We start from the raw sequence: 19,140 nt of genomic DNA, 5'->3' as shown, positions 1-19,140 counted from the left end.
GACGACTATCCGCGGCGCTGCGCGACGCGGACGAACAGCACATCGACGAGTGCGAGCAACGCGATCCGACTCGACATCGCCGCGCCACGGAACGACGAGTCGCGTGCGTGCGTGATCAGCACGACGTCGGCGACCGTCGCGACCGGAGCACCGGCGGCGCTCGTGATCGCCACCGTCAGTGCGCCTGCCGCGCGCGCAGCCTCGAGCACGCGAATGGTCTCGATCGTCTCGCCCGTGTGCGAGACGCCGATCGCGACGTCTCGCGGGCCGCGCAGAGCCGCCATCGTCAGCGCCATGTGCGGATCTGCCGAGTGCGACGCCACGCACCCGATCCGCGCGAGCTTGAACTGCAGGTCCTGAGCCACCAGAGACGATCCACCCTGGCCGAAGACGTCGACGCACCTGGCATCCGCGACCGCCTCGGCGACCCGATCGAGCGCCGCGACGTCGAGCGTCCGCGCGGCCGTCTCGATCGCGTCGATCTCACGCGCAGCCAGCTTCGCGGCGACCTGTGCGGTGCTGTCATCGCACGAGATCGCGGTGGTCTCCAGACCGAATCGCACCTGCTGCGCCTGCTGCAGCGTGAGTGAGCGCGCCACCGCGACTCGCAGCTCGCGGTACCCGCTGAAGCCGAGTGACTGCGCGAAGCGTGCGACTGTCGAGATCGAGGTCGAGCACAGCTTCGCCAGGTCGTTGATCGCCAGGTCGATCACAACCGTCGGGTCGACGAGCAACCGCTCGGCAACCTTCCTCTCAGCTGCGCTCAGTCCGGGTATCGAGCGCCGAACCTGCTCAAGAACGTCATCGTCCACGGAGGTTCACGGCTTCAGCCCGTGCGCCCGAGCAGCATCTCCCGTGTGAGGCGCGCGCTGATCCGGCTGGCTGCTCCGACCTCGACCGTCGGCAACGGCAGCGGCTCCCGCGCTGCCAGGCCCACGTTGACGACGACGGCACCCGGCGCACGTACGGCGGCTCGCTCGACCAGCGCGCGCTGCGCAGCGCTGGTGTCGGGCGAGTCCACCAGGATGACCGGCAGGGCGGATGCCGCATGTGCAGCATCCACAGCGGCGTCCTGCTCGTCCGTCGACGCGGTCGTGACATCCAGGCGCACGCACGCGCCGTCGCCGGCCAACGTCTGCGAGACGTACGATGCGGCGCTGTCGACCGCGAGGGTCGAGCGTCGACGTGCGTCGAGCACGTGCAAGTCGGATGCTGCCGGCAGGGCGCCCGTGACCGAGATCGCACGACGCACGATCGGGTCGAGGTCGAGTGGCTCGGCGCCTTCGTTCGGGGACTCGCCACGGAGCTTGGTCGCCAGCGCAGCCACACGGGCTGCCGCCTGTTCGACCCGCTCCCGGGAGAGCGAACCGTCGCGCAGCGCGGCGATGATGCCGTTGCGGGCGGCGTGGAAGTCGCGCTCGTCCTGATCGGGGAACGCGGCGTCGCCGGGGTTGGTCGGGTTGCCGATGCACAGCAGGTCGGCACCGGCGGCGAGGGCGCGGGCTGCTCCCCCACCAAGGCCGACCGTCTCGCGAATGGCGGCCATGTCGAGGGCATCCGTGATGATGACGCCTTCGAAACCGGCCTCGCGCAGCATGCCCAGCACGTGCGCGTTCAGCGTCGCGGGCTGCTCGCCCCACGCCGGAACGACGATGTGAGCGGTCATGACGGCATCCACTCCGGCCGCGACGGCGGCGCGGAACGGCTCGACATGCACCCGGTCGAACTCGTCGACGTCCAGAGTGATCACCGGCAGGTCGTGGTGCGAGTCGAGGTGAGTGTCGCCGTGCCCAGGGAAGTGCTTGACGCACGCGGCGACGCCCGTGCCCTGGATGCCCTCCAGCGCGGCCACGGTGTGACGCGCGACGACGGCCTCATCCGGGCCGAAAGAGCGCGCCCCGATCACGGGGTTGCGGGGGTCGGTGTTGACATCGGCGACCGGTGCCAGCGCGACGTTGCCGCCCACGGCCTGCACGCGGCGCGCGATCTCAGCGCCGTTCGCCTTCGTGGCGGCGACGTCATCCAGACGGCCCAGCTGGTAGGCGCTGGGCAGGGTCGATCCGTCGACCGCTTCGAGGCGGGTGACGCTGCCGCCCTCCTCATCGATGCCGATCAGGGCGTCCGGGTTGGCGGTGAGGATCTCGGTGCTGAGGTCCGACAGGCCCGGGCCGAGGTTCTGACCGAAGTACACCGCACCGGCGAGGCCGCGGCCCAGCTCGTGCTGCAGCCACTCCGGCGCGGTCGTGCCGAGGAAGCCCGGCCACAGCACGCCGTTTGCGAGGCGCTCGAGTTCGTCGATGTTCATCCCTTGACCGCCCCTGCAACCATGCCGGCCGAGAGCCGGCGCTGAACGATGATGAAGAAGATCATGACCGGGATGGTGATGATCGTCGAGGCAGCCATGATGTAGCCCCACTCGTTGGCGTGCAGCCCGAAGAATGACTTCAGACCGATCGAGACGGTGTACTGGTCGCTCGCCCCGCCGAGGATCGTCATCGCGAAGATGAACTCGTTCCAGGCGGTGATGAAGCTGAAGATGCTCGTGGCGACCAGACCCGGCATGACGAGCGGCAGCAGCACCGAGCGGAACATGCGCCACCAGCTGGCGCCGTCGATGTAGGCGGCTTCTTCGAGCTCGACCGGAACGGCTGCGACGAAGCCGCGCAGCATCCAGATGCCGAACGCGAGCGAGAGTGCGACGTAGACGACCATCAGGCCGAGGATGCTGTTGAGCAGGCCCAGGCTCTTGACCTGCAGGAACAGCGGGATCACGAGCGCTTCGAGCGGCACCATCTGCACGATGAGGATCATCATCAGGATCATGGTGCGGAACTTGAATCGGAAGCGGGCGACCGCGACGGCCGCGAGCAGGCACACCAGCGCGCTGACCAGCACCGTGACCAGCGCCACGATCGCCGAGTTGCGCAGGTAGGTGCCGAAACCGCCGTCGGTGAGCACGTAGGCGAAGTTGTCGAACGTGAACTCCTGCGGCACGAGCGACTGGCCACCGCTGGAGGCCTTGGCGTCGAGCGCACTGGAGACCATCCAGTACACCGGGAAGAGCGTGAAGACGAGGACGGCGACGACCGCGACTCCGACGCCGATGCGCGAGCTGAGACGAGGGCGGGGGTTCACAGCTCGTCCTCCTTCATGAGGAAGCGGATGTAGACGATCGTGATGCCGATCAGCACCAGGGTGAGCAGCACGGCCAGTGCGGCTCCGAAGCCGTACCGGTTCTGCCCGAACGACTCGACGTACGACCAGACACCGAGGTTGAGCACGGCGCGGTTGCCGCCGCTACCACCCGGCATCAGGTACACCTGCGCGAAGACCTTGAAGTCCCAGATCGTCGACAGGATGATGACCACGGCGAACACGGGGCGCAGGGTCGGGAAGGTGATGCGCCAGAAGCGCGTCCAGGCGTTGGCACCATCGATCGCGGCTGCCTCGAGCATCTCTTTCGAGACGCCCAGCAGACCGGCGAGCACCGTGATGGCCACGAACGGGAAGCCGTGGTGCACGACGTTGAGCAGGACGATCGCGTAGAACGACCACTGGTTGGTGAACCAGTTCACCGACTGGTCGATCAGGCCGAGGTCCTTGAGGACCGCGTTGAAGATGCCGCGGTCGGCATCGAAGATGAACGTCCAGACGTACGTGCCGGTGACGGCCGGCATCGCCCAGGCGATCATGATGCAGCTGGACACGATGGTCCGCCACAGCGTGCTCAGGCGCGCAAGAAGCAGCGCGACGAGCGTGCCGACCGCGACCGTGACGAACACCGCCACGGCCGCGAAGCCGACCGTGTTGGGCAGCACCACAGTCCACAGCGTCGGATCGCTGAGTGCCTCGACGTAGTTGCCGAGTCCGATCCAGTTGTTCTCGCCGGTGTTGATCTGGCGCAGGCCGTAGTCCTGCAGCGAGTAGATGAACACCTGGACGAGCGGCCAGAGCATGAGCACCGCGAGGATGATCAGCCCGGGGGCCAGCAGAAGCCAGGGACGTGCCGCGACCAGGGACAGGCCCCTGCGGTTGCGGCCGCCGGCCACGGGAGCGGGAGAGTTCTCCGCTTCCGTGGCCAGCGGTGGTGCTTGCACCATTGACATGGAGGTGTCGTGCCTTACTTGTTGAGCAGGTCGGTCATCTCAACGGCGGCTTCCTTGGTCGCCGTCTCGACGTCCTTCTGGCCGCTGAGGATGGACTGCAGCATTGCGTTGGTGGTCTTCTTGGCCTGGACGGCACCGAAGTTCGGGGTCACCGGCACGGATGCGCCACCCTCGACCATCTGCTGTGCGAACGGGGCGATCAGCGGGTCGGTCGAGGCGAGTGCCTCTTCCATCGCCGAGGCGACGCCGGGGAAGTAGCCGGTCTCGGCAGCCCACTGCTCGGCGAACTCGCCCGTGGTCATCAGCTTGACGAACTCCCAAGCCAGGTCGGCGTTCTTGGTGGTGTTGAACACCGAGAGGTGCGAGCCACCCAGAACCGACGGGGCGACGCCGCCGTCCTGCGCGGGGATGGTCGCCGCGCCGATCTTGCCCTCGAGCTCGGGGTTGGCCTCGACGAGTGCGTTCGGGGTCCACGAGCCGTTCAGCATCATCGCGACGTTGCCCTGCGAGAAGGCGTCGCTGAGGTCGGTCTCGCGCCACGTGGTGGCACCGGCCGACGAGAAGCCGTGCTTGGTGGCCAGGTCGGTGTAGAACTGCAGGCCGGCACGCGACTCGGCGCTGTCGAGCTCGCTGGTCCAGGTGTCGCCCTCGAGCGTGGCGATCTCGCCGCCCGCGCCCCAGACCCAGGGGTAGACCTGGAACTCGGCGTCACCGGGAACCGGGAAGGCCATCATCTCGGGCTTGGCGGCCTTGATGGCCTCACCCGCGGTGACGATCTCGTCCCACGTGGTGGGGACCTCGAGGCCCAGCTCTTCGAACACGTCGGTGCGGTACATGAGTGCGCGCACACCGGCGTACCAGGGCATGCCATAGAGCTCTTCGCCGTAGGTGCCGGCCACGGCCAGGCCCTCGACCAGGTCGTCACGCAGACCCGACTCGGCGTCGACGTACTCGTCGATCGGCAGCAGCGCGCCGGCGTCGGCGAACTCGGCGGTCCAGGTGGTGCCGGTCTCGGCGATGTCGGGGGTGGTGCCACCGGCGATCGAGGTCACGAAGCGGTCGTGAGCGTCTGCCCACTGCACCTCTTCGATGGTGACCGTGGCGCCGGTCTTCTCTTCGAAGGCGTCCGAGACGGCGTCGTAGAATGCGGATGCGTCGGGGTTGGTGCCCTTCATGATCCAGACGGTGAGCTCCTGGCCCTCGCCGTCGGTGGCGCCGTCGGCGGAACCGCTGCCGCCGGTGCATGCCGCGAGGCCGAGGGTGGCCACTGCTCCGAGAGCAATGACCGGAAGAATGCGCTTGTGCATCGGGTGATCTCCTCTTTGAAACGTCCTATGGCGCCCAGCGCCTCCGTATTAGAAAGTATCCATTACTAATTAATTCACTGCAAGTTGTTCCCAGCGGCGTGGCCGAGTCGTGATAATTCCTTCCGAACACGTTGGGCAGCACCCCACCCGCGCAGGGAAACGAGCGCAGCGGGCTGGCTAGGCTTCTGGCATGGGCAGATCACGCGGGAGCGAGCACGAGAACCCGCGGGCGCGGCTGGACCACGGCGGATCGGCCGAGATCGCAGCATCCGAGTTCACGAGCGGGTTCGAGCTGATCGTCGACGGCACACCGCAGTCGCACGTCGACCTCGACGATCCCACGCACCTGCACTTCGAGTACATCGTGCGGATGGGCGCCGTCATCGACCAGCTCGGCGCGACAGCATCCGCCCCACTCAGCGCGGTGCACCTCGGCGCCGGCGCAATGACCCTCCCCCGGTACATCGCCACCACCCGCCCGGGCTCGCGCCAGCAGGTCATCGAGTGGGAGGCCCCGCTCGTCGCGCTCGTACGCGAGCACCTGCCGCTACCGCGAGGTGCGGCGATCCGCGTGCGCATCGGCGACGCCCGGGAGGGGCTGAACCGGATGCCACCCGCGCTGACCGGCCACTGCGACCTCGTCGTCTCGGACGTCTTCTCGGGGGCGCAGACCCCGGCACACCTGACGAGCATCGAGTTCTACCGCGAGATCGCCGGCCTGCTCTCGCCCACCGGCGTGCTGCTGGTCAACGTCGCCGACGGCCCCGGGCTCGCGTTCGCCCGGCGCCAGGTCGCGACCGTCTCGAACGTGTTCCGCGAGGTCGCCCTGCTCGCCGACGCCCAGGTGCTGAAGGGACGCCGCTTCGGCAATCTCGTCCTGGTCGCTTCGACGAGCGAGCTGCCCACCGAGTGGTTGCCGCGGCTGCTTGCGGCCGGCCCTCACCCCGCGAAGATCGCCCAGGGCGACGAGGTCGCGGCCTTCGCCCGCGGAGCCGCGATCGTGACGGATGCCGATGCTGTGGCATCCCCCCGACCCGATTCCGGACTGTTCCTGAAGTGAGGCGCCTCACACGCGCCGGATGGTTGGCGCGCGTCGGGCGTGGCTCCCCCGGTTCCGTGTCCGGCGGGGCAGACTGGACAGCGGTCACGGAGAGGAGCCGACGTCGTGAATTTGATCCAGGGATACGACCCCGACACGCTTCGTGAACTGGTGGATGCGCGCGAGTGCATGGCGCGCCTGGCCGAGATCGAGAACCAGCGCAGCCTGCCGGTACTGCTGGAACGCGTGTGGTTGCTGAAGGTGCTCGACCGCCTTGATGAGGCGCTCGCGCTGGCCGAAGAGACCGTGCGTCAGGCTCGGATGGCCGGCACCCGCAAGGACCTGCTGCGGGCGCGCGTGTTGCATGCCACCGTGCTGCAGAACCGCGGATCCCACGCCGCAGCCGCGCAGGAGCTCGCGACTTGCGCGCATGAGGCCGAGGGGCAGGGCTGGGCCGGAATCGCCGCCTTCGCCTACCAGCACCACGGCAAGAACGCCTACGAGGCCGGCGACTTCGACGAGGCGCGCGACAGCTTCAAGCAGTCGCTGTTTCTGCGTCGCTCGGCCGGTGCTGACGACAGCGAACTCGAGAAGGCCCTGCGCGCGATCGAGGCAGCCGAGCGCCGCAGCGCGGTCGAGCCCAGCGTCTTCGCCTGAGTCGACGCCGCCGACCTGGTCGGCAGCCCGCCGAGGATTGGGGCTGCCCGATGTCGGTCGCCCGCCCTACTCTGATCACATGGCCGATCTGAATCGCGTGCGTGTGTGGGGTGAAGCGCTGATCCGCATGCATCTCGACGATTCGTGGACCTTCGACTTCGACCATGCCAAGCGCCGCGCAGGCCTCTGCGACTACCAGCGCAAGCGCATCACCGTGTCGCGCTATCTGGCCGCCCGCTTCGATGACGACGAGATCCATCAGACCCTGCTGCACGAGGTGGCCCACGCGCTGGCCGGGCACGGCGCAGGGCACGGCGCGGAGTGGAAGCGCGTAGCGCGCCGCCTGGGCTACGTCGGCGGCACGACGCATCACGGCGAGACGGCCACCGAACTGGCGCCCTGGGTCGGCCAGTGTCCCTCGGGCCATGTCGCCTACCGCCATCGGCGGCCGGCGCGCGAGACATCGTGCGCCAAGTGCTCGCGGCGATTCGACCGCCGATACCTGTTCGAATGGCGTCGGCGCGAGATCACCGCTGCCGATCGCCTCGCGGCACAGATGCCGCGCTGACGCCGACCTACGACTCGGTCGTCGGTGCCTCGGCGGGTGCCCGGAACCTGCGCACCAGCATCGTGATCAGCCGCCAGCCCAGCAAGAACGCACCCAGCACCAGCGTCGCGACGATGATGAACGGCGTCTCGGCGGTGTCACCCGTGGCGATGCGCAGCAGCATCCCTCCGGCGACAGTGACCACCCACACGATCACTCCCCAGCCCAGTGACCACGGACGCCGCGGACGCGCCGGAACCAGTGCGGCAATCGCATGACCCAGCACGAGTGCGATCAGGAATGGCCAGGCGGTGAGCACGAATCCCAGGGGGTCCTCATTGTGCGAGGCCCGTCCGATAGCGGCGAAAACGAGCACCAGAACGGCGTCGACGATGAGCGCGGGCAGGTACCTCATGTCATCAGACCCTACGCGCCTGCGGCGCCCCGGCGCGGCGGCGCGCGGGCGCTGGCCTGTCGGGCTCAAGCGAACGGGACGAAGACACCGCCCTGCAGAGCGGGCACCGTTTCGGTGGTATCCGCAGCGGCGCATTCCTCGATGGTCGCGGGGCGGATGCCATCGGCCAGCATTCGCTCGGTCGACGCAACACCGTCGGCCAGTTCCCGCCCGGAGGCGCTTCCGATCAGCAGATGACGCACCCCGCGCCGAAGCGCACGGAACGATTCCGCCGACACAGCGGCCTCGGGAGCGGAATGATCGATGCCCAGATCAGACAGCGCGGCGATCACCGCTCCGGCCCCGAGCTGATCCTCGACGGCGAAGCGCAGCCGCCCGTCCGCATCGCGCTCCCCCGCCGCGACGACGCTGACCGAGGTACGGTCACCGCGCCGCTCCTGCAGGGTCATCACCGCGCGTGCGGTCGCCGAGGCGTTGCGGATGCCACCGAGCAGCACCACGGGGGCCACCCGCGCCGCGGCGCCCGCGACCTGGGCGCCGTTGGCCGACCAGGCCAGTGCACGCTCCAATGCGATGGGAGCCTGCGCGACAGCATCCGCCATCGTCGATGAGAACCGCAGCACATCGACGACGATGACCACGTCGGCGGGCGCGAGCCGCGCGAGCCCGTCCGCACCCCACTCGAAACGCACCTGGTACGACGACTGGGTCAACGGTGTCTGCGACGTCGGCTGTGGCATCCGATCAGCCTAATCGGGGCGCTCGGGGCGCCGTGGCCTACTCGGCGGCGAGCGCCTCGACCGGTGCGACGCGCGTCGCCAAGCGCGTCGGGGCGACAGCGGCGACGAGGGCGAGCACGGCTGTGGCGGCCACGATGATCGCCACGGGCATCCACGGCACGGCCGGCGACACGAGCCCTGCGGGCTCGAAGTCGGGCAGTACCGGAACGGAGCCCAGCAGCGACTGCGCCGCCACCCAACCGTAGACAATGCCGAGCACGAGGCCGCTGATCGTCGCAGCGACGGTGACGTGCACGGCTTCCAGCAGCACCATGCGCCGCACCTGGCCGCCGGTCAGACCGATCGCCCGCAGCAGCCCCAGCTCGCGGGTGCGCTGCACCACACCGATCGTCAGCAGGTTCACCAACCCGACCGCGGCGATCACCCCCGACACCGCGACGAGCACCATCATCACCGCGGCGAACCCGTCGAGCACCGCGAAGGTCGTCTGCAGCGTCTGCTCATCGGCCTGGCGTCCCAGCAGCATCTTCGTCGATTCCAGCGCGACGGCGAACATCGTCACCAGCGTCACCCCCATCACCACGCCGATCGCCATCCGGCTCGAGCGCTCGGGGTAGCGCAGGGCGTTCTCTGCCGCGAGACGAGCCGTGGCCGAACGGCCGAACGCGCGCCCCACCAGTCGCAGGATCGGCGGCATCACCATCACCGATCCGAGCGCGAGCCCGGTGAACGACAGCAGTCCGCCGAAGAACGCCACCACCACACCCAGCGGTGTGACGAGGCCGAGCATCACACCGAATGCGAGCAGCGCCGCACCCAGGATCAGCAGGATCAGCGCCCCGACATGACGCCCGGTGCGCGATGAGACCTCAGCGTGAGCGCGCTCGACCGATCCACCCAATGCCTGCAACGGTGTCACCGTCAGCACCCGCCGCGAGCCGACCCAGGCCGCCAACCAGGTCGTGAGGGCCACACCGATGAACGGCAGCAGCACCGCGGGCTGCATCGGGCTGACACCTTCGGGCGCCCCGGCGAGCAGCTGATCGGCAAGCAGCATCCCGGTGGCCGACGCGCCAACCCCGATCACGAGGCCGATGGTCGCCCCCAGCAGGCCGACCACGAATCCCTGCGACGACACCTCGGAGCGTTGCGACCGCGCCGAGGCACCGATCAGCCTCACCAGCGCGATGCGTCGGGTGCGCCCGGCGATGATCGTCGAGAAGGTGTTGGCGGTGACGATCGCGGCGACGTACATCGCCACTCCGGTCAGCAGCACCGACAGGATCGCAACCACGATGGCCAGAGTCTCGCTGTCGCCGATGTACGGGTCGGCCTGCAGGAAGGCCCCGATGTAGACGGTCGTCTCGACGAGGATCACCCCGAACGAAGCCGAGAGCGCGGCAACGAGGATGCTGGCACCCATGCCGCGTTCACGGAGCCAGGCCAGACGCGACGCACGTGGCCTCGACAGGTCGGCCCCCGCCGTGACGCTGGCGCCGGCAGCCCCCGCAGCGACGGCGGTCATGCCGCCACCTCTGCGGCGAGCATGTACGACGAGATCTGTTCGGCGCTCTGCCGCGGGTGGTCGGCGACGATGCGCCCATCGCCCAGGAACAGCACCCGGTCGGCGTGGCTGGCCGCCACCGCGTCGTGTGTCACCATGGCGATCGACTGCCCGTGCTCGCGGCTGGCCATCGCGAGCAGCTGCAGCACCTCGCGTCCCGTCGCCGAGTCGAGGTTTCCGGTGGGCTCATCGGCGAAGACGAGGTCGGGCGCGGTGGCGAGCGCACGGACGATGGCGACGCGCTGCTGCTGCCCGCCCGAGAGCTCGTGCGGACGGTGCGTCAGACGAGCACCAAGCCCCAGCGTCTCGATCAGTCCGTCGATGCGGGCGCGCTCGATCGCAGACGGCCTACGGCCGTCGAGTTCGAACGGCAGCAGGATGTTGCCGAGGGCGTCGAGGGTCGGCACCAGGTTGAACGACTGGAAGATGAACCCCACACGACGGCGCCGCAGAATGGTCATCTCCAGGTCTCCGAGGCCGGTGATCTCGGTGTCACCGATCCACGCCCGCCCCTCGGTGGGCGAATCGAGCCCCGCCATGATGTGCATCAGGGTCGACTTGCCCGAACCGGACGGTCCCATGATCGCGGTGAACTGGCCGCGGCGGATGCCGACGCTGACGCCGTCGAGGGCGCGCACGGCGGCATCCCCGGTTCCGTAGGACTTGGTGAGGTGCTGAACGCGCGCGGCGAGGCCGAGTTCGGAAGTCGTGATCTGCATGTCTTCGACGCTATGAGCGCCGGTACCGGGGCCGCATCGCCCCGGCGGATCATCCGGCATACATCGGCAGAATGATCTCGGATGCCCGTCGTCGGCCGTGCGGATGCCCGCCGCGGGCGAATCAGACCAGACCGTGCTCGAATGCGAAGACGACCAGCTGCACCCGATCGCGCAGCAGGAGCTTGCCGAGGATGCGACTGACGTGCGTCTTCACCGTCGCCTCGCTGAGAAACTCGCGCGCCGCGATCTCGGCGTTCGACAGGCCGCGCGCGGCGAGCGCGAAGATCTCACGCTCGCGCTCGGTGAGCTCGGCGTACTGCGCAGGCACGGGTTTGGTCTCGCTGGTGAAGTGGGCGAACAGGTCGCGAGTGGCCGCGGCGGCGATCACGCTCGACCCGGCGTCGACCGTGCGGATCGCCGCCAGCAGGAACTCCGGGTCGGCGTCCTTGAGCAGGAAACCACTGGCCCCCTGCTGGATCGCCCTGGCTGCGGCCTCGTCGAGGTCGAAGGTCGTGAGCATCACCACGCGGGGCGGGTTCGGCTGCGTCAGCAGTTCGGCCGTGGCCGTCAGGCCGTCCATCACCGGCATCCGAATGTCCATCAGCACCACGTCGGGTCGGGTGCGTGCGATGACGTCGAGTGCCTCGCGTCCGTCGCCGGCTTCGCCGACGACGTCCATATCGGGCTGCGATGCGACGAGCATGCGGATGCCCGCGCGGAACAGCGCCTGGTCATCGACGAGCACGACCGAGATCATGGAACCTCCAGCAGATCAGCGGGCGCTGTCGGCAGCGGAGCGCTGCGGCCCGATCGGAAGCGTGGCGCTGACGGTGAAAACACCGGCATCCGCCCCGGCCACGAGCGTACCGCCCACCAACTGCGCGCGTTCGCGCATGCCGACCAGGCCATGCCCGGCGTGACCCGCCCCGACCGCCTGCGGGATCGCTCCGGTGCGGGCCACCGCCACCGCGCGTGGCGGCAGTGGCGTGCGGATGCTGTTGCGCACCCTGATCTCGACCCGCTCGGCCAGCCACGCCAGATGCACATCGACATCACCTGTGCCATGTCGCAGCGCGTTGGTGAGTGCCTCCTGCAAGATGCGGTACACGGCAAGCTGGATCGCTCCGGGCGGCTCCCCCGGCGGCATCGGATCGACGGTCACACGGGGCTCGACGCCCGCGTGACGTACCTGTGCGAACAGGGTCTCCAAGTCGGCGAGGGTCGGTTGCGGACCGTCGCCCTGGCGGTGCCGGAGCTGTGTGAGCAGCATCCGCACATCCGACAGCGCAGACCGCGCCGTCGTCGCGATCGTGCCCAACGCCTCCTGCGCGAGTTCGGGCGCCGCCGCGGCGGCATAGCGCGCCCCGTCCGCCTGGGCGATGACCACCGCCAGCGAATGCGCGACGACGTCGTGCATGTCACGCGCGATGCTGACGCGCTCCTGCTCTTCGGCCGCGAGCGTCTCGGCACGCAGCTGCGCCTCACGCGTCTGCTGCCCGTGCCGCACCAGCCGCCACAGCAGCCCCGCTCCCCACGAGATCACCAGCGCGAACCCGATCGTGATCCCCAAGAGCAGCGCCAGCAGCACGACGCGCAGCTCAGGTGGCGCCGGGGCGACCACCGACGATGCATCGAACTGGACGACCGCGATGTAGAAGCCGGCGAGGATGCCCCCCAGCAGCGTCGAGGCGCCGCCCATCCACAGCAGCCGTCGGGACCCCCACGCGGCAGTGCCGAACAGCACGCCGAAGATGGCGATGTTGTACGCCGCCGGCGGCAGCCCCGCCGCCATCTGCACGATCGCCGCACCCCAGGCGATGATCAGCGCCAATGCGGGCGAGAGCCGGCTGATCGCCGCGGCACCCCACATCACGATGGCGATGAGGATGTGCAGCAGGACCGACAGCCATTCCGGCTGCAGCCACATGCTCAGCCAGTCGGCGGCGAAGGCGAGCGACATCGGCAGGGTCAGCAGCACACCGAAGACGGCGCCGACGATGTCGAGCACGAGCCAGGTGCGGGGAACGGGGCGGAACACCCTCTCACGCTACGGGAGCGGAAGCCCCCGACGCGTCCATCTGCGGATGTATCCGCGTGCACCGTGCCAGCCCCGTACGCAACTCCGGAGAAACAGGCTCCCCAGGCTCCCACAGCCCCGAATTCGCCCCGGAACCCCACGTTCTTCCGGAGTTGCGAACGGCGCCCGGGGTCAGCCCGGTGTCAGGCGCGGCAGAGGGTCAGGCACGGCAGAGGATCTCGCCGTGCGGCACCAGGTACCAGCCGTCGCCGTCGGATGCCCACGCGCGCCAGGCAGCGCTGATCCGGCGCAGGTCGGCATCCGTCGCCATGCCGGCCGCCGTGAGCTGCTCGGCGAGCGCGGAGTGCAGAATGCGGTCGGCCCACATGCCGCCCCACCACTCGCGCTCGGCCTCGGTCGCGTAGCACCAGGTGGATGCCGTCGCCTCGATCTCGGTGAAACCAGCCGCGCGCGCCCAGGCGAACAGTCGCCGACCGGCATCCGGCTCCCCGCCGTTCGCCCGCGCCGCCGCCCGGTAGAGCTGCAACCACTCGTCGAGTTCGGGCAGCAGCGGGAACCAGATGAACCCCGCGTAGTCGGCATCCCGCGCCGCGACGATGCCACCGGGCTTCGTGACACGGCGCATCTCGCGCAGCGCCTGCACGGGGTCCGCGACGTGCTGCAGCACTTGGTGGGCGTGCACGACGTCGAAGGCACCGTCGGAGAAGCTCAGCGTGTGGACGTCCTCGATCGAGAAGTCGATGTTCGTCACGCCGCGTTCCGCGGCGAGCGCCCGTGACAGACCGAGCGCGTCGGCGTTGATCTCGGTCGCGGTGACATGGGCCGCCCGGTTCGCGAAGTCGATGGTGATCGTGCCGGGGCCTGCTCCGATGTCGAGCAGCCGCGTCGTGGCGGTGAGGTGCGGCGCAAGATAGGCGGCCGAGTTCGAGACGTTGCGGGTGTTGTGCGAGCGCAGTACCGAATCGTGATGCCCGTGCGTATAGGTCGCCATGCGCCCAGTCTGCCGGGTCGGCGGCCGCGTCACCCTCGCGCGAGCCGGCGAAGCGCTTCGCGGTCGGGCTTCCCGGATGCCAGCAGCGGCAGCTCCGGCATGATCTGGATACGAACGGGTCGCGCGTGCCTGCCGATCTCGTCGGCGACGCGTTCGCGCACGTCGTCGAGACGGTTCGCCGCGTCGGCGCCGGTGGCGAAGACGACGGATGCCTCGCCCCAGCGCTCGTCCGGAACGCCGACGACGACGGCCTGCTCGAAACCGCGGATGCTGCGCACGACCCGTTCCACGCGATCGAGCGACACGTTGATACCACCCGAGACGATCACGTTGTCGATGCGCCCGGTGATGTGGAGCCGCCCGTCGGCGACGATTCCGGCGTCACCCGTGCGGTACCAGCGGATGCCGTCGTTGTCACTGACGAACGTCGCCGCGGTGAGCGCGGCGTCGCCCAGATACCCGGTCGCCAGGTGCGGACCGGCGATGCGGACCTCACCATCGACCTCCGCGAGTCGCACGCCCTCCAGCGGAACGCCGTCGTAGACGCAGCCCCCCGCCGTCTCGCTCGATCCGTAGGTGCGCACGATACGCGCTCCCGTGTCGACGGCCCGCTCGCGTACCGAGTCGGGGAGCGCCTGCCCGCCGATGAGAATGGCACGGTACGAGCGCAGTGCGTCGAGCACCCGTTCGTCATCATCGGCGGCGTCGAGCAGCATCTGCAGCTGCGCCGGCACGAACGACGTGAACCGGTCGACGTCGGTGCGCAGTCCCTCCGTGGCGCGGACGAAGGCGTCGGGCGCGAAGCGCTCCCCCAGCAGTACCGGCTCGTACCCCGCGAGCTGCGAGCGGCCGATCACCTGCACCCCGGCGATGTATGCGGCCGGGAGTGCCAGCATCCACTGCCCCGTGCCGATGCGCGCGGCCGTCGCCTCGGCGCTCGCACGCAGTGCGGCGGCGCTGAGCACGACCCGCTTCGGGATGCCCGATGACCCAGACGTGGCGATCACGACCGCGGTGCCGTCCGGCACCACCTCGTCGGGTGCGGGCCTGAACCCCAGCGCGATCGGCGCCGACCCTGCGAGCGCACCCGGCAGGGCGTCGCACACCGCCGCCGCACGCCCCCCGTCAACGCCCCCGAGTGTCAGCATCCGCTCCCCCTCCCCACTGCGTCCCCCGCCGCGTCCCCCGCCGCGTCGCACCCCGCTGAGAAACCACTTCCCGTCTGAGAAACCATGTCGCACGTGGTTTCTCGAACGGCAGATGGTTTCTCACGGGACGGGGACAGGGGCGTGGAGCGCGGCAGGGGCACGGGCATCAGTAGTGGTAGGGGTACGGGGACCAGTCGGGGTCGCGCTTCTCGAGGAACGCATCACGGCCCTCGACAGCCTCATCGGTGCCGTACGCCAGACGCGTCGCCTCGCCGGCGAACACCTGCTGACCCACCAGACCGTCGTCAACCGCGTTGAAGGCGAACTTCAGCATCCGGATCGCCGTCGGCGACTTCGTCAGAATCGTGCGTGCCATCGAAACGGCCTCGCGCTCAAGCTCGGAATGCGGCACCACGCGGTTGACCGCCCCGGTCTCATAAGCGCGCTGAGCCGAGTACTCCTCGGCGAGGAAGAACACCTCGCGCGCGAACTTCTGCCCCGTCTGACGGGCCATGTACGCCGACCCGTAGCCGGCGTCGAAGCTGCCCACATCGGCATCGGTCTGCTTGAAACGGCCGTGCTCTGCACTGGCGATCGTCAGGTCACACACCACGTGCAGCGAATGCCCACCACCGGCGGCCCAGCCGGGCACGACAGCGATGACAACCTTGGGCATGAAGCGAATCAGTCGCTGCACCTCAAGGATGTGCAGGCGCCCGGCGCGCGCGGGGTCGTGCACCTCGGTGGTCGACTCGCTGTACTTGTAGCCGTCGCGCCCGCGGATGCGCTGGTCGCCACCCGAGCAGAACGCCCACCCGCCGTCCTTCGGACTCGGCCCGTTGCCGGTCAGCAGCACGACTCCAACTCGCGGATCCTGCCGCGCGATATCGAGCGCCCGGTACAGTTCGTCGACCGAGTGCGGGCGGAATGCGTTGCGCACCTCGGGTCGGTCGAACGCGATGCGGGCGATGCGCCCATCGTTCGAGACGTGTGCGGTGATGTCGGTGTACGCCTCGGCGCCCGGCGCGAGCGTCCACTCGGTCGGGTCGAAGAGGTCAGAGACGAATGCGGAGCTCACAGCATCCACTGTATTCCCGCTTGCACCCGCGCACGCAGGGAGCCGCTGGAGTGGTCGCGTACGATCGTGCCGTGCTGACTTCTCGCGTTCGTCGTTCTCTGCTCGCCCTCGCCGCCGCCGGCGCCCTCGCGCTCACCGGGTGCGCGTCAACATCGGATGCCCCGCAGCAGTCCTCATCGGCGGAAGCACCGCTGGCATCCGGCGAGTGCAGCTACCCCGCCGACGGACGCACACCGGCCAAGACGGTCACCGCGCCTCCCGCCGACCCGAGCGCGTCGGGTGAGGTGACCGCCTTGATGACGACAAGCGCCGGCGCCCTCAACGTCACGCTCGATGCCGAGGCGACGCCATGCACCACCAACAACTTCCTGTCGCTGGCCGAACAGGGCTATTTCGACGGCACGAGCTGCCACCGCCTCACCACGCAGGGCATCTTCGTGCTGCAGTGCGGCGACCCGACCGGCACCGGAACGGGCGGCCCCGGCTACTCGTTCGCCGACGAGCTCTCCGGCACCGAGACATACCCCGCCGGCACCCTGGCGATGGCGAACGCCGGCCCCGATACCAACGGTTCCCAGTTCTTCATCGTCTACGCCGACACTCAGCTGCCGCCCTCGTATACCGTGTTCGGCAGCCTCGACGCCGACAGCGTCGCCGCCGTATCTGACGCCGCCAAGCAGGGCACCGAGTCCGGCGGCCCTGACGGCACACCGAAGCAGCCCGTGACCATCGAGTCGGTCGCCGTCGGCTGAGGTCCGGCGGGCGTGCTCGGCGCTGCGGGGCCCGGCTACATCTCTACAGCGCCCAGCGGCGACGCCCCCGCGTTCGCAACTCCGGAAAAACTGCCGATTCTGCCGCCCGGCGGCCGGTTTCCCGTCTGACCCGCAGGTTTCTCCGGAGTTGCGTGCAGCAGCGGTGCACGGAGTTCGGAGCACGCCAACGGCAGAAGCAACTGCCCTGAGCGCACTGTTAAGCCCGGCACCGCTCGTCTGCTGTTCATAACTCCGGAAGAAACACCCGATTCAGCCGCCCCACAGCCGGTTTCCCCGCCGATCGGCAGGTTTCTCCGGAGTTGCGTGCAGCAGACGGGCATGATGGACGCATGACGCCTGCGCTGGATGACCTGCTCGCCACGGCCCGGGTGGTCGCGCTGCCGATGAACACCCGTTTTCGCGGCGTCGACACGCGCGAAGCGCTGCTGCTGGAAGGCCCACAGGGCTGGGCCGAGTTCTCGCCGTTCGTCGAGTACGACGACGCCGAAGCCGCCACCTGGCTGGCCGCCGCGATCGACTTCGCCTGGAACGAGCAGCCCGCGCCGTTGCGCGAGCGCATCCCCGTGAACGCCACCGTGCCCGCCGTCGAGGCGGCCCGCGTCGCCGAGGTGCTGGCGCGGTTCGACGGATGCCGCACCGCCAAGGTCAAGGTCGCCGAACGCGGCCAGCAACTGGCCGACGACATCGCCCGCGTGCGCGCCGTGCGCGAGAACATGGGTCCGGAGGGCCGCATCCGCATCGATGCCAACGGCGGCTGGAACCTCGACGAGGCCGAGCACGCCATTCACGCCCTCGCCGAGTACGACCTCGAGTACGCCGAGCAGCCCTGCGCGACGGTGCCCGAGCTGGCCGAACTGCGCTATCGCGTTAAGCACAAGGGCATCCCGATCGCCGCGGACGAGAGCATCCGCAAGGCCGCAGACCCGCTGGCCGTGGCTCAGGCGAGGGCCGCGGACCTCATCGTCATCAAGGCGCAGCCGCTCGGTGGCGTCCGCCGCGCCCTCGGGATCGTCGCCGAGACGGGCCTGCCCGCGGTGGTCTCCAGTGCCCTCGACACGGCCGTCGGGCTCGCACAGGGCGCCGCGCTGGCGGCTTCCCTGCCCGAGCTGGAGTACGACTGCGGCCTCGGTACGGCGGCGCTGTTCGCCGACGACGTCGCCGACGCGCGTCCGGTGCGCGGGTCGGTATCCGCCGCGCGAGTGATTCCGGATGCTGCTGCGCTGACCCGCCTGGCGGCATCGCCCGAACGTCGGGACTGGTGGCTCGAGCGCCTCACCCGCTGCCACGCACTGCTCGCGGCGGACTGACAGACACTCTCCAGCGCTGACCGGCTCAGGCCAGCAGCGCCTCGACGAGGCGACCAAGCCCCTCACTACTGGCGTCGTGCATCTGTTTCTCGTCGTGGCCTGCCATGGCGCTGCGCACGGCCATGCCCTCCCAGACGATCATCAGCACACGTGCCGCGAGCAATGGGTCCAGGCGCAGCGCGATGGTTCCCGCGTCGACGATCTCGCGGATGATCTCGGCGATGCTCGTCTCAACCTCATGCTCCTGCGCAAGGTATGCGGCGCCGAATGTGGGGTCGCGCAGCGCCCGGATACGGATCTCGCTCATGAGCATGATGCTGAGCCGGTCGTCGGCCCCGGCATCGACGACGCGTTGCACGAGCCCAGCCGCGGTGCAGTCCTTGAGGGCGCCGTCGGCGGCCATCGCCGTCACCTGCTCGCGCACCGCGGTCAGGCGTCCGGCGGCGACGGTGCCCGCCAGCATGAGGAACAGCTCGTCCTTGGATTCGAAGTTCGAGTAGAAGGCGCCGCGGGTGAATCCGGCGCGCTCGCAGACGGCCTCGACGGTCGCCCCCTCCAAGCCGACCTCGGCGAAGACCTGCCCGGCGGCCTCGAACAGGCGTGCTCGGGTGTTCTCACGACTGCGGGTCGGTGTCGTCATCGGGGCCTCCTGCTACTCACTCTCGCATCTTCACATCCGGCGCACAGCCTGTGGTCACGCGATTCCCATAG

20 protein-coding genes are annotated in these 19,140 nt (G+C 69.3%); 5 read left to right on the top strand and 15 right to left on the bottom strand.

From position 1 onward, the window contains the following. Nucleotides 1-5: 5 nt before the first annotated feature. From PTQ19_RS02975 to PTQ19_RS02955, 5 genes are read right to left on the bottom strand one after another with little or no spacing between them, the layout of a single operon-like run. Nucleotides 6-812 (bottom strand): MurR/RpiR family transcriptional regulator, encoded by an 807-nt coding sequence (locus tag PTQ19_RS02975; protein WP_274368389.1) that lies wholly within the window; start codon nucleotides 810-812, stop codon nucleotides 6-8. 14 nt (nucleotides 813-826) lie between these two features. After that, on the bottom strand, nucleotides 827-2,305 hold the full coding sequence (locus PTQ19_RS02970) for a glycoside hydrolase family 3 N-terminal domain-containing protein (protein WP_274368388.1): 1,479 nt from the start codon (nucleotides 2,303-2,305) through the stop codon (nucleotides 827-829). Further along, nucleotides 2,302-3,135: a carbohydrate ABC transporter permease gene (locus tag PTQ19_RS02965; protein WP_274368387.1), complete on the bottom strand. Its 834-nt coding sequence runs from the start codon at nucleotides 3,133-3,135 to the stop codon at nucleotides 2,302-2,304. Before PTQ19_RS02965 ends, PTQ19_RS02970 begins: the two co-directional genes overlap by 4 nt. Continuing rightward, nucleotides 3,132-4,106: a carbohydrate ABC transporter permease gene (locus tag PTQ19_RS02960; protein WP_274368386.1), complete on the bottom strand. Its 975-nt coding sequence runs from the start codon at nucleotides 4,104-4,106 to the stop codon at nucleotides 3,132-3,134. Before PTQ19_RS02960 ends, PTQ19_RS02965 begins: the two co-directional genes overlap by 4 nt. A 14-nt stretch (nucleotides 4,107-4,120) precedes the next feature. Beyond that, nucleotides 4,121-5,413, bottom strand: coding sequence for a sugar ABC transporter substrate-binding protein (locus tag PTQ19_RS02955; protein WP_274368385.1), 1,293 nt, complete (start codon nucleotides 5,411-5,413; stop codon nucleotides 4,121-4,123). Between the two features lie 190 nt (nucleotides 5,414-5,603). Between PTQ19_RS02955 and PTQ19_RS02950 the strand changes: the two genes are divergently transcribed. The 3 genes from PTQ19_RS02950 (at nucleotide 5,604) to PTQ19_RS02940 (ending at nucleotide 7,677) form a co-directional block, all read left to right on the top strand. Next, nucleotides 5,604-6,473 (top strand): spermidine synthase, encoded by an 870-nt coding sequence (locus PTQ19_RS02950; RefSeq protein WP_274368384.1) that lies wholly within the window; start codon nucleotides 5,604-5,606, stop codon nucleotides 6,471-6,473. Between the two features lie 105 nt (nucleotides 6,474-6,578). Then, entirely contained in the window at nucleotides 6,579-7,109 is a 531-nt protein-coding gene (locus PTQ19_RS02945; protein WP_179409040.1) for a hypothetical protein, read from the top strand. Nucleotides 7,110-7,188: 79 nt separating this feature from the next. Continuing rightward, a complete protein-coding gene (locus PTQ19_RS02940) occupies nucleotides 7,189-7,677 on the top strand; it encodes a SprT-like domain-containing protein (RefSeq protein ID WP_179409041.1) in 489 nt (162 codons plus the stop codon). A gap of 7 nt (nucleotides 7,678-7,684) precedes the next feature. On the opposite strand, the gene PTQ19_RS02935 is transcribed toward PTQ19_RS02940, so the two are convergent. The 9 genes from PTQ19_RS02935 to PTQ19_RS02895 form a co-directional block, all read right to left on the bottom strand. Beyond that, the gene (locus PTQ19_RS02935) at nucleotides 7,685-8,071 is read right to left on the bottom strand and encodes a DUF3054 domain-containing protein (RefSeq protein ID WP_179409042.1); all 387 of its coding nucleotides are present in this window, start codon (nucleotides 8,069-8,071) and stop codon (nucleotides 7,685-7,687) included. Nucleotides 8,072-8,136: 65 nt separating this feature from the next. Further along, nucleotides 8,137-8,811 carry a 2-phosphosulfolactate phosphatase gene (locus PTQ19_RS02930; RefSeq protein ID WP_274368383.1) on the bottom strand — a complete coding sequence of 225 codons (675 nt, stop codon included), beginning with the start codon at nucleotides 8,809-8,811 and terminating at the stop codon, nucleotides 8,137-8,139. 37 nt (nucleotides 8,812-8,848) lie between these two features. Continuing rightward, on the bottom strand, nucleotides 8,849-10,336 hold the full coding sequence (locus PTQ19_RS02925; protein ID WP_425313176.1) for an FtsX-like permease family protein: 1,488 nt from the start codon (nucleotides 10,334-10,336) through the stop codon (nucleotides 8,849-8,851). After that, entirely contained in the window at nucleotides 10,333-11,094 is a 762-nt protein-coding gene (locus tag PTQ19_RS02920; RefSeq protein WP_179409044.1) for an ABC transporter ATP-binding protein, read from the bottom strand. The genes PTQ19_RS02925 and PTQ19_RS02920 overlap by 4 nt, the downstream gene beginning before the upstream one ends. 121 nt (nucleotides 11,095-11,215) lie before the next feature. Beyond that, nucleotides 11,216-11,851, bottom strand: coding sequence for a response regulator (locus PTQ19_RS02915; protein ID WP_179409045.1), 636 nt, complete (start codon nucleotides 11,849-11,851; stop codon nucleotides 11,216-11,218). Nucleotides 11,852-11,866: 15 nt separating this feature from the next. After that, nucleotides 11,867-13,132 (bottom strand): sensor histidine kinase, encoded by a 1,266-nt coding sequence (locus PTQ19_RS02910; RefSeq protein ID WP_274368382.1) that lies wholly within the window; start codon nucleotides 13,130-13,132, stop codon nucleotides 11,867-11,869. A gap of 199 nt (nucleotides 13,133-13,331) precedes the next feature. After that, the gene (locus PTQ19_RS02905) at nucleotides 13,332-14,123 is read right to left on the bottom strand and encodes a class I SAM-dependent methyltransferase (protein ID WP_179409046.1); all 792 of its coding nucleotides are present in this window, start codon (nucleotides 14,121-14,123) and stop codon (nucleotides 13,332-13,334) included. Between the two features lie 29 nt (nucleotides 14,124-14,152). Further along, nucleotides 14,153-15,271: an AMP-binding protein gene (locus PTQ19_RS02900; RefSeq protein ID WP_274368381.1), complete on the bottom strand. Its 1,119-nt coding sequence runs from the start codon at nucleotides 15,269-15,271 to the stop codon at nucleotides 14,153-14,155. Between the two features lie 166 nt (nucleotides 15,272-15,437). Then, nucleotides 15,438-16,349 (bottom strand): 1,4-dihydroxy-2-naphthoyl-CoA synthase, encoded by a 912-nt coding sequence (locus PTQ19_RS02895; protein ID WP_274368380.1) that lies wholly within the window; start codon nucleotides 16,347-16,349, stop codon nucleotides 15,438-15,440. Between the two features lie 71 nt (nucleotides 16,350-16,420). On the opposite strand from PTQ19_RS02895, the gene PTQ19_RS02890 reads away from it, so the two are divergent. Both PTQ19_RS02890 and PTQ19_RS02885 read left to right on the top strand, forming a co-directional pair. After that, the gene (locus PTQ19_RS02890; RefSeq protein ID WP_274368379.1) at nucleotides 16,421-17,101 is read left to right on the top strand and encodes a peptidylprolyl isomerase; all 681 of its coding nucleotides are present in this window, start codon (nucleotides 16,421-16,423) and stop codon (nucleotides 17,099-17,101) included. Between the two features lie 350 nt (nucleotides 17,102-17,451). After that, nucleotides 17,452-18,429 (top strand): o-succinylbenzoate synthase, encoded by a 978-nt coding sequence (locus PTQ19_RS02885; protein ID WP_274368378.1) that lies wholly within the window; start codon nucleotides 17,452-17,454, stop codon nucleotides 18,427-18,429. Nucleotides 18,430-18,454: 25 nt separating this feature from the next. Here the strand turns inward: PTQ19_RS02885 and PTQ19_RS02880 are convergent, their stop codons facing one another. Continuing rightward, entirely contained in the window at nucleotides 18,455-19,069 is a 615-nt protein-coding gene (locus PTQ19_RS02880) for a TetR/AcrR family transcriptional regulator (RefSeq protein WP_274368377.1), read from the bottom strand. Nucleotides 19,070-19,140 lie beyond the last annotated feature (71 nt).

Source organism: Microbacterium esteraromaticum, assembly GCF_028747645.1.
In the GTDB taxonomy this organism is placed as follows: Bacteria; Actinomycetota; Actinomycetes; order Actinomycetales; family Microbacteriaceae; genus Microbacterium; species Microbacterium esteraromaticum_C.
This window is presented reverse-complemented; position numbering and strand designations above follow the sequence as displayed.

What these genes read in the sequence shown, in the direction of transcription:
- PTQ19_RS02950 (WP_274368384.1), top strand. Translation starts at nt 5,604, where the DNA reads ATGGGCAGATCACGCGGGAGCGAGCACGAGAACCCGCGGGCGCGGCTG.
- PTQ19_RS02915 (WP_179409045.1), bottom strand. Translation starts at nt 11,851, where the DNA reads ATGATCTCGGTCGTGCTCGTCGATGACCAGGCGCTGTTCCGCGCGGGC.
- PTQ19_RS02940 (WP_179409041.1), top strand. Translation starts at nt 7,189, where the DNA reads ATGGCCGATCTGAATCGCGTGCGTGTGTGGGGTGAAGCGCTGATCCGC.
- PTQ19_RS02960 (WP_274368386.1), bottom strand. Translation starts at nt 4,106, where the DNA reads ATGTCAATGGTGCAAGCACCACCGCTGGCCACGGAAGCGGAGAACTCT.
- PTQ19_RS02905 (WP_179409046.1), bottom strand. Translation starts at nt 14,123, where the DNA reads ATGGCGACCTATACGCACGGGCATCACGATTCGGTACTGCGCTCGCAC.
- PTQ19_RS02955 (WP_274368385.1), bottom strand. Translation starts at nt 5,413, where the DNA reads ATGCACAAGCGCATTCTTCCGGTCATTGCTCTCGGAGCAGTGGCCACC.
- PTQ19_RS02930 (WP_274368383.1), bottom strand. Translation starts at nt 8,811, where the DNA reads ATGCCACAGCCGACGTCGCAGACACCGTTGACCCAGTCGTCGTACCAG.
- PTQ19_RS02885 (WP_274368378.1), top strand. Translation starts at nt 17,452, where the DNA reads ATGACGCCTGCGCTGGATGACCTGCTCGCCACGGCCCGGGTGGTCGCG.
- PTQ19_RS02935 (WP_179409042.1), bottom strand. Translation starts at nt 8,071, where the DNA reads ATGAGGTACCTGCCCGCGCTCATCGTCGACGCCGTTCTGGTGCTCGTT.
- PTQ19_RS02970 (WP_274368388.1), bottom strand. Translation starts at nt 2,305, where the DNA reads ATGAACATCGACGAACTCGAGCGCCTCGCAAACGGCGTGCTGTGGCCG.
- PTQ19_RS02920 (WP_179409044.1), bottom strand. Translation starts at nt 11,094, where the DNA reads ATGCAGATCACGACTTCCGAACTCGGCCTCGCCGCGCGCGTTCAGCAC.
- PTQ19_RS02900 (WP_274368381.1), bottom strand. Translation starts at nt 15,271, where the DNA reads ATGCTGACACTCGGGGGCGTTGACGGGGGGCGTGCGGCGGCGGTGTGC.
- PTQ19_RS02925 (WP_425313176.1), bottom strand. Translation starts at nt 10,336, where the DNA reads ATGACCGCCGTCGCTGCGGGGGCTGCCGGCGCCAGCGTCACGGCGGGG.
- PTQ19_RS02880 (WP_274368377.1), bottom strand. Translation starts at nt 19,069, where the DNA reads ATGACGACACCGACCCGCAGTCGTGAGAACACCCGAGCACGCCTGTTC.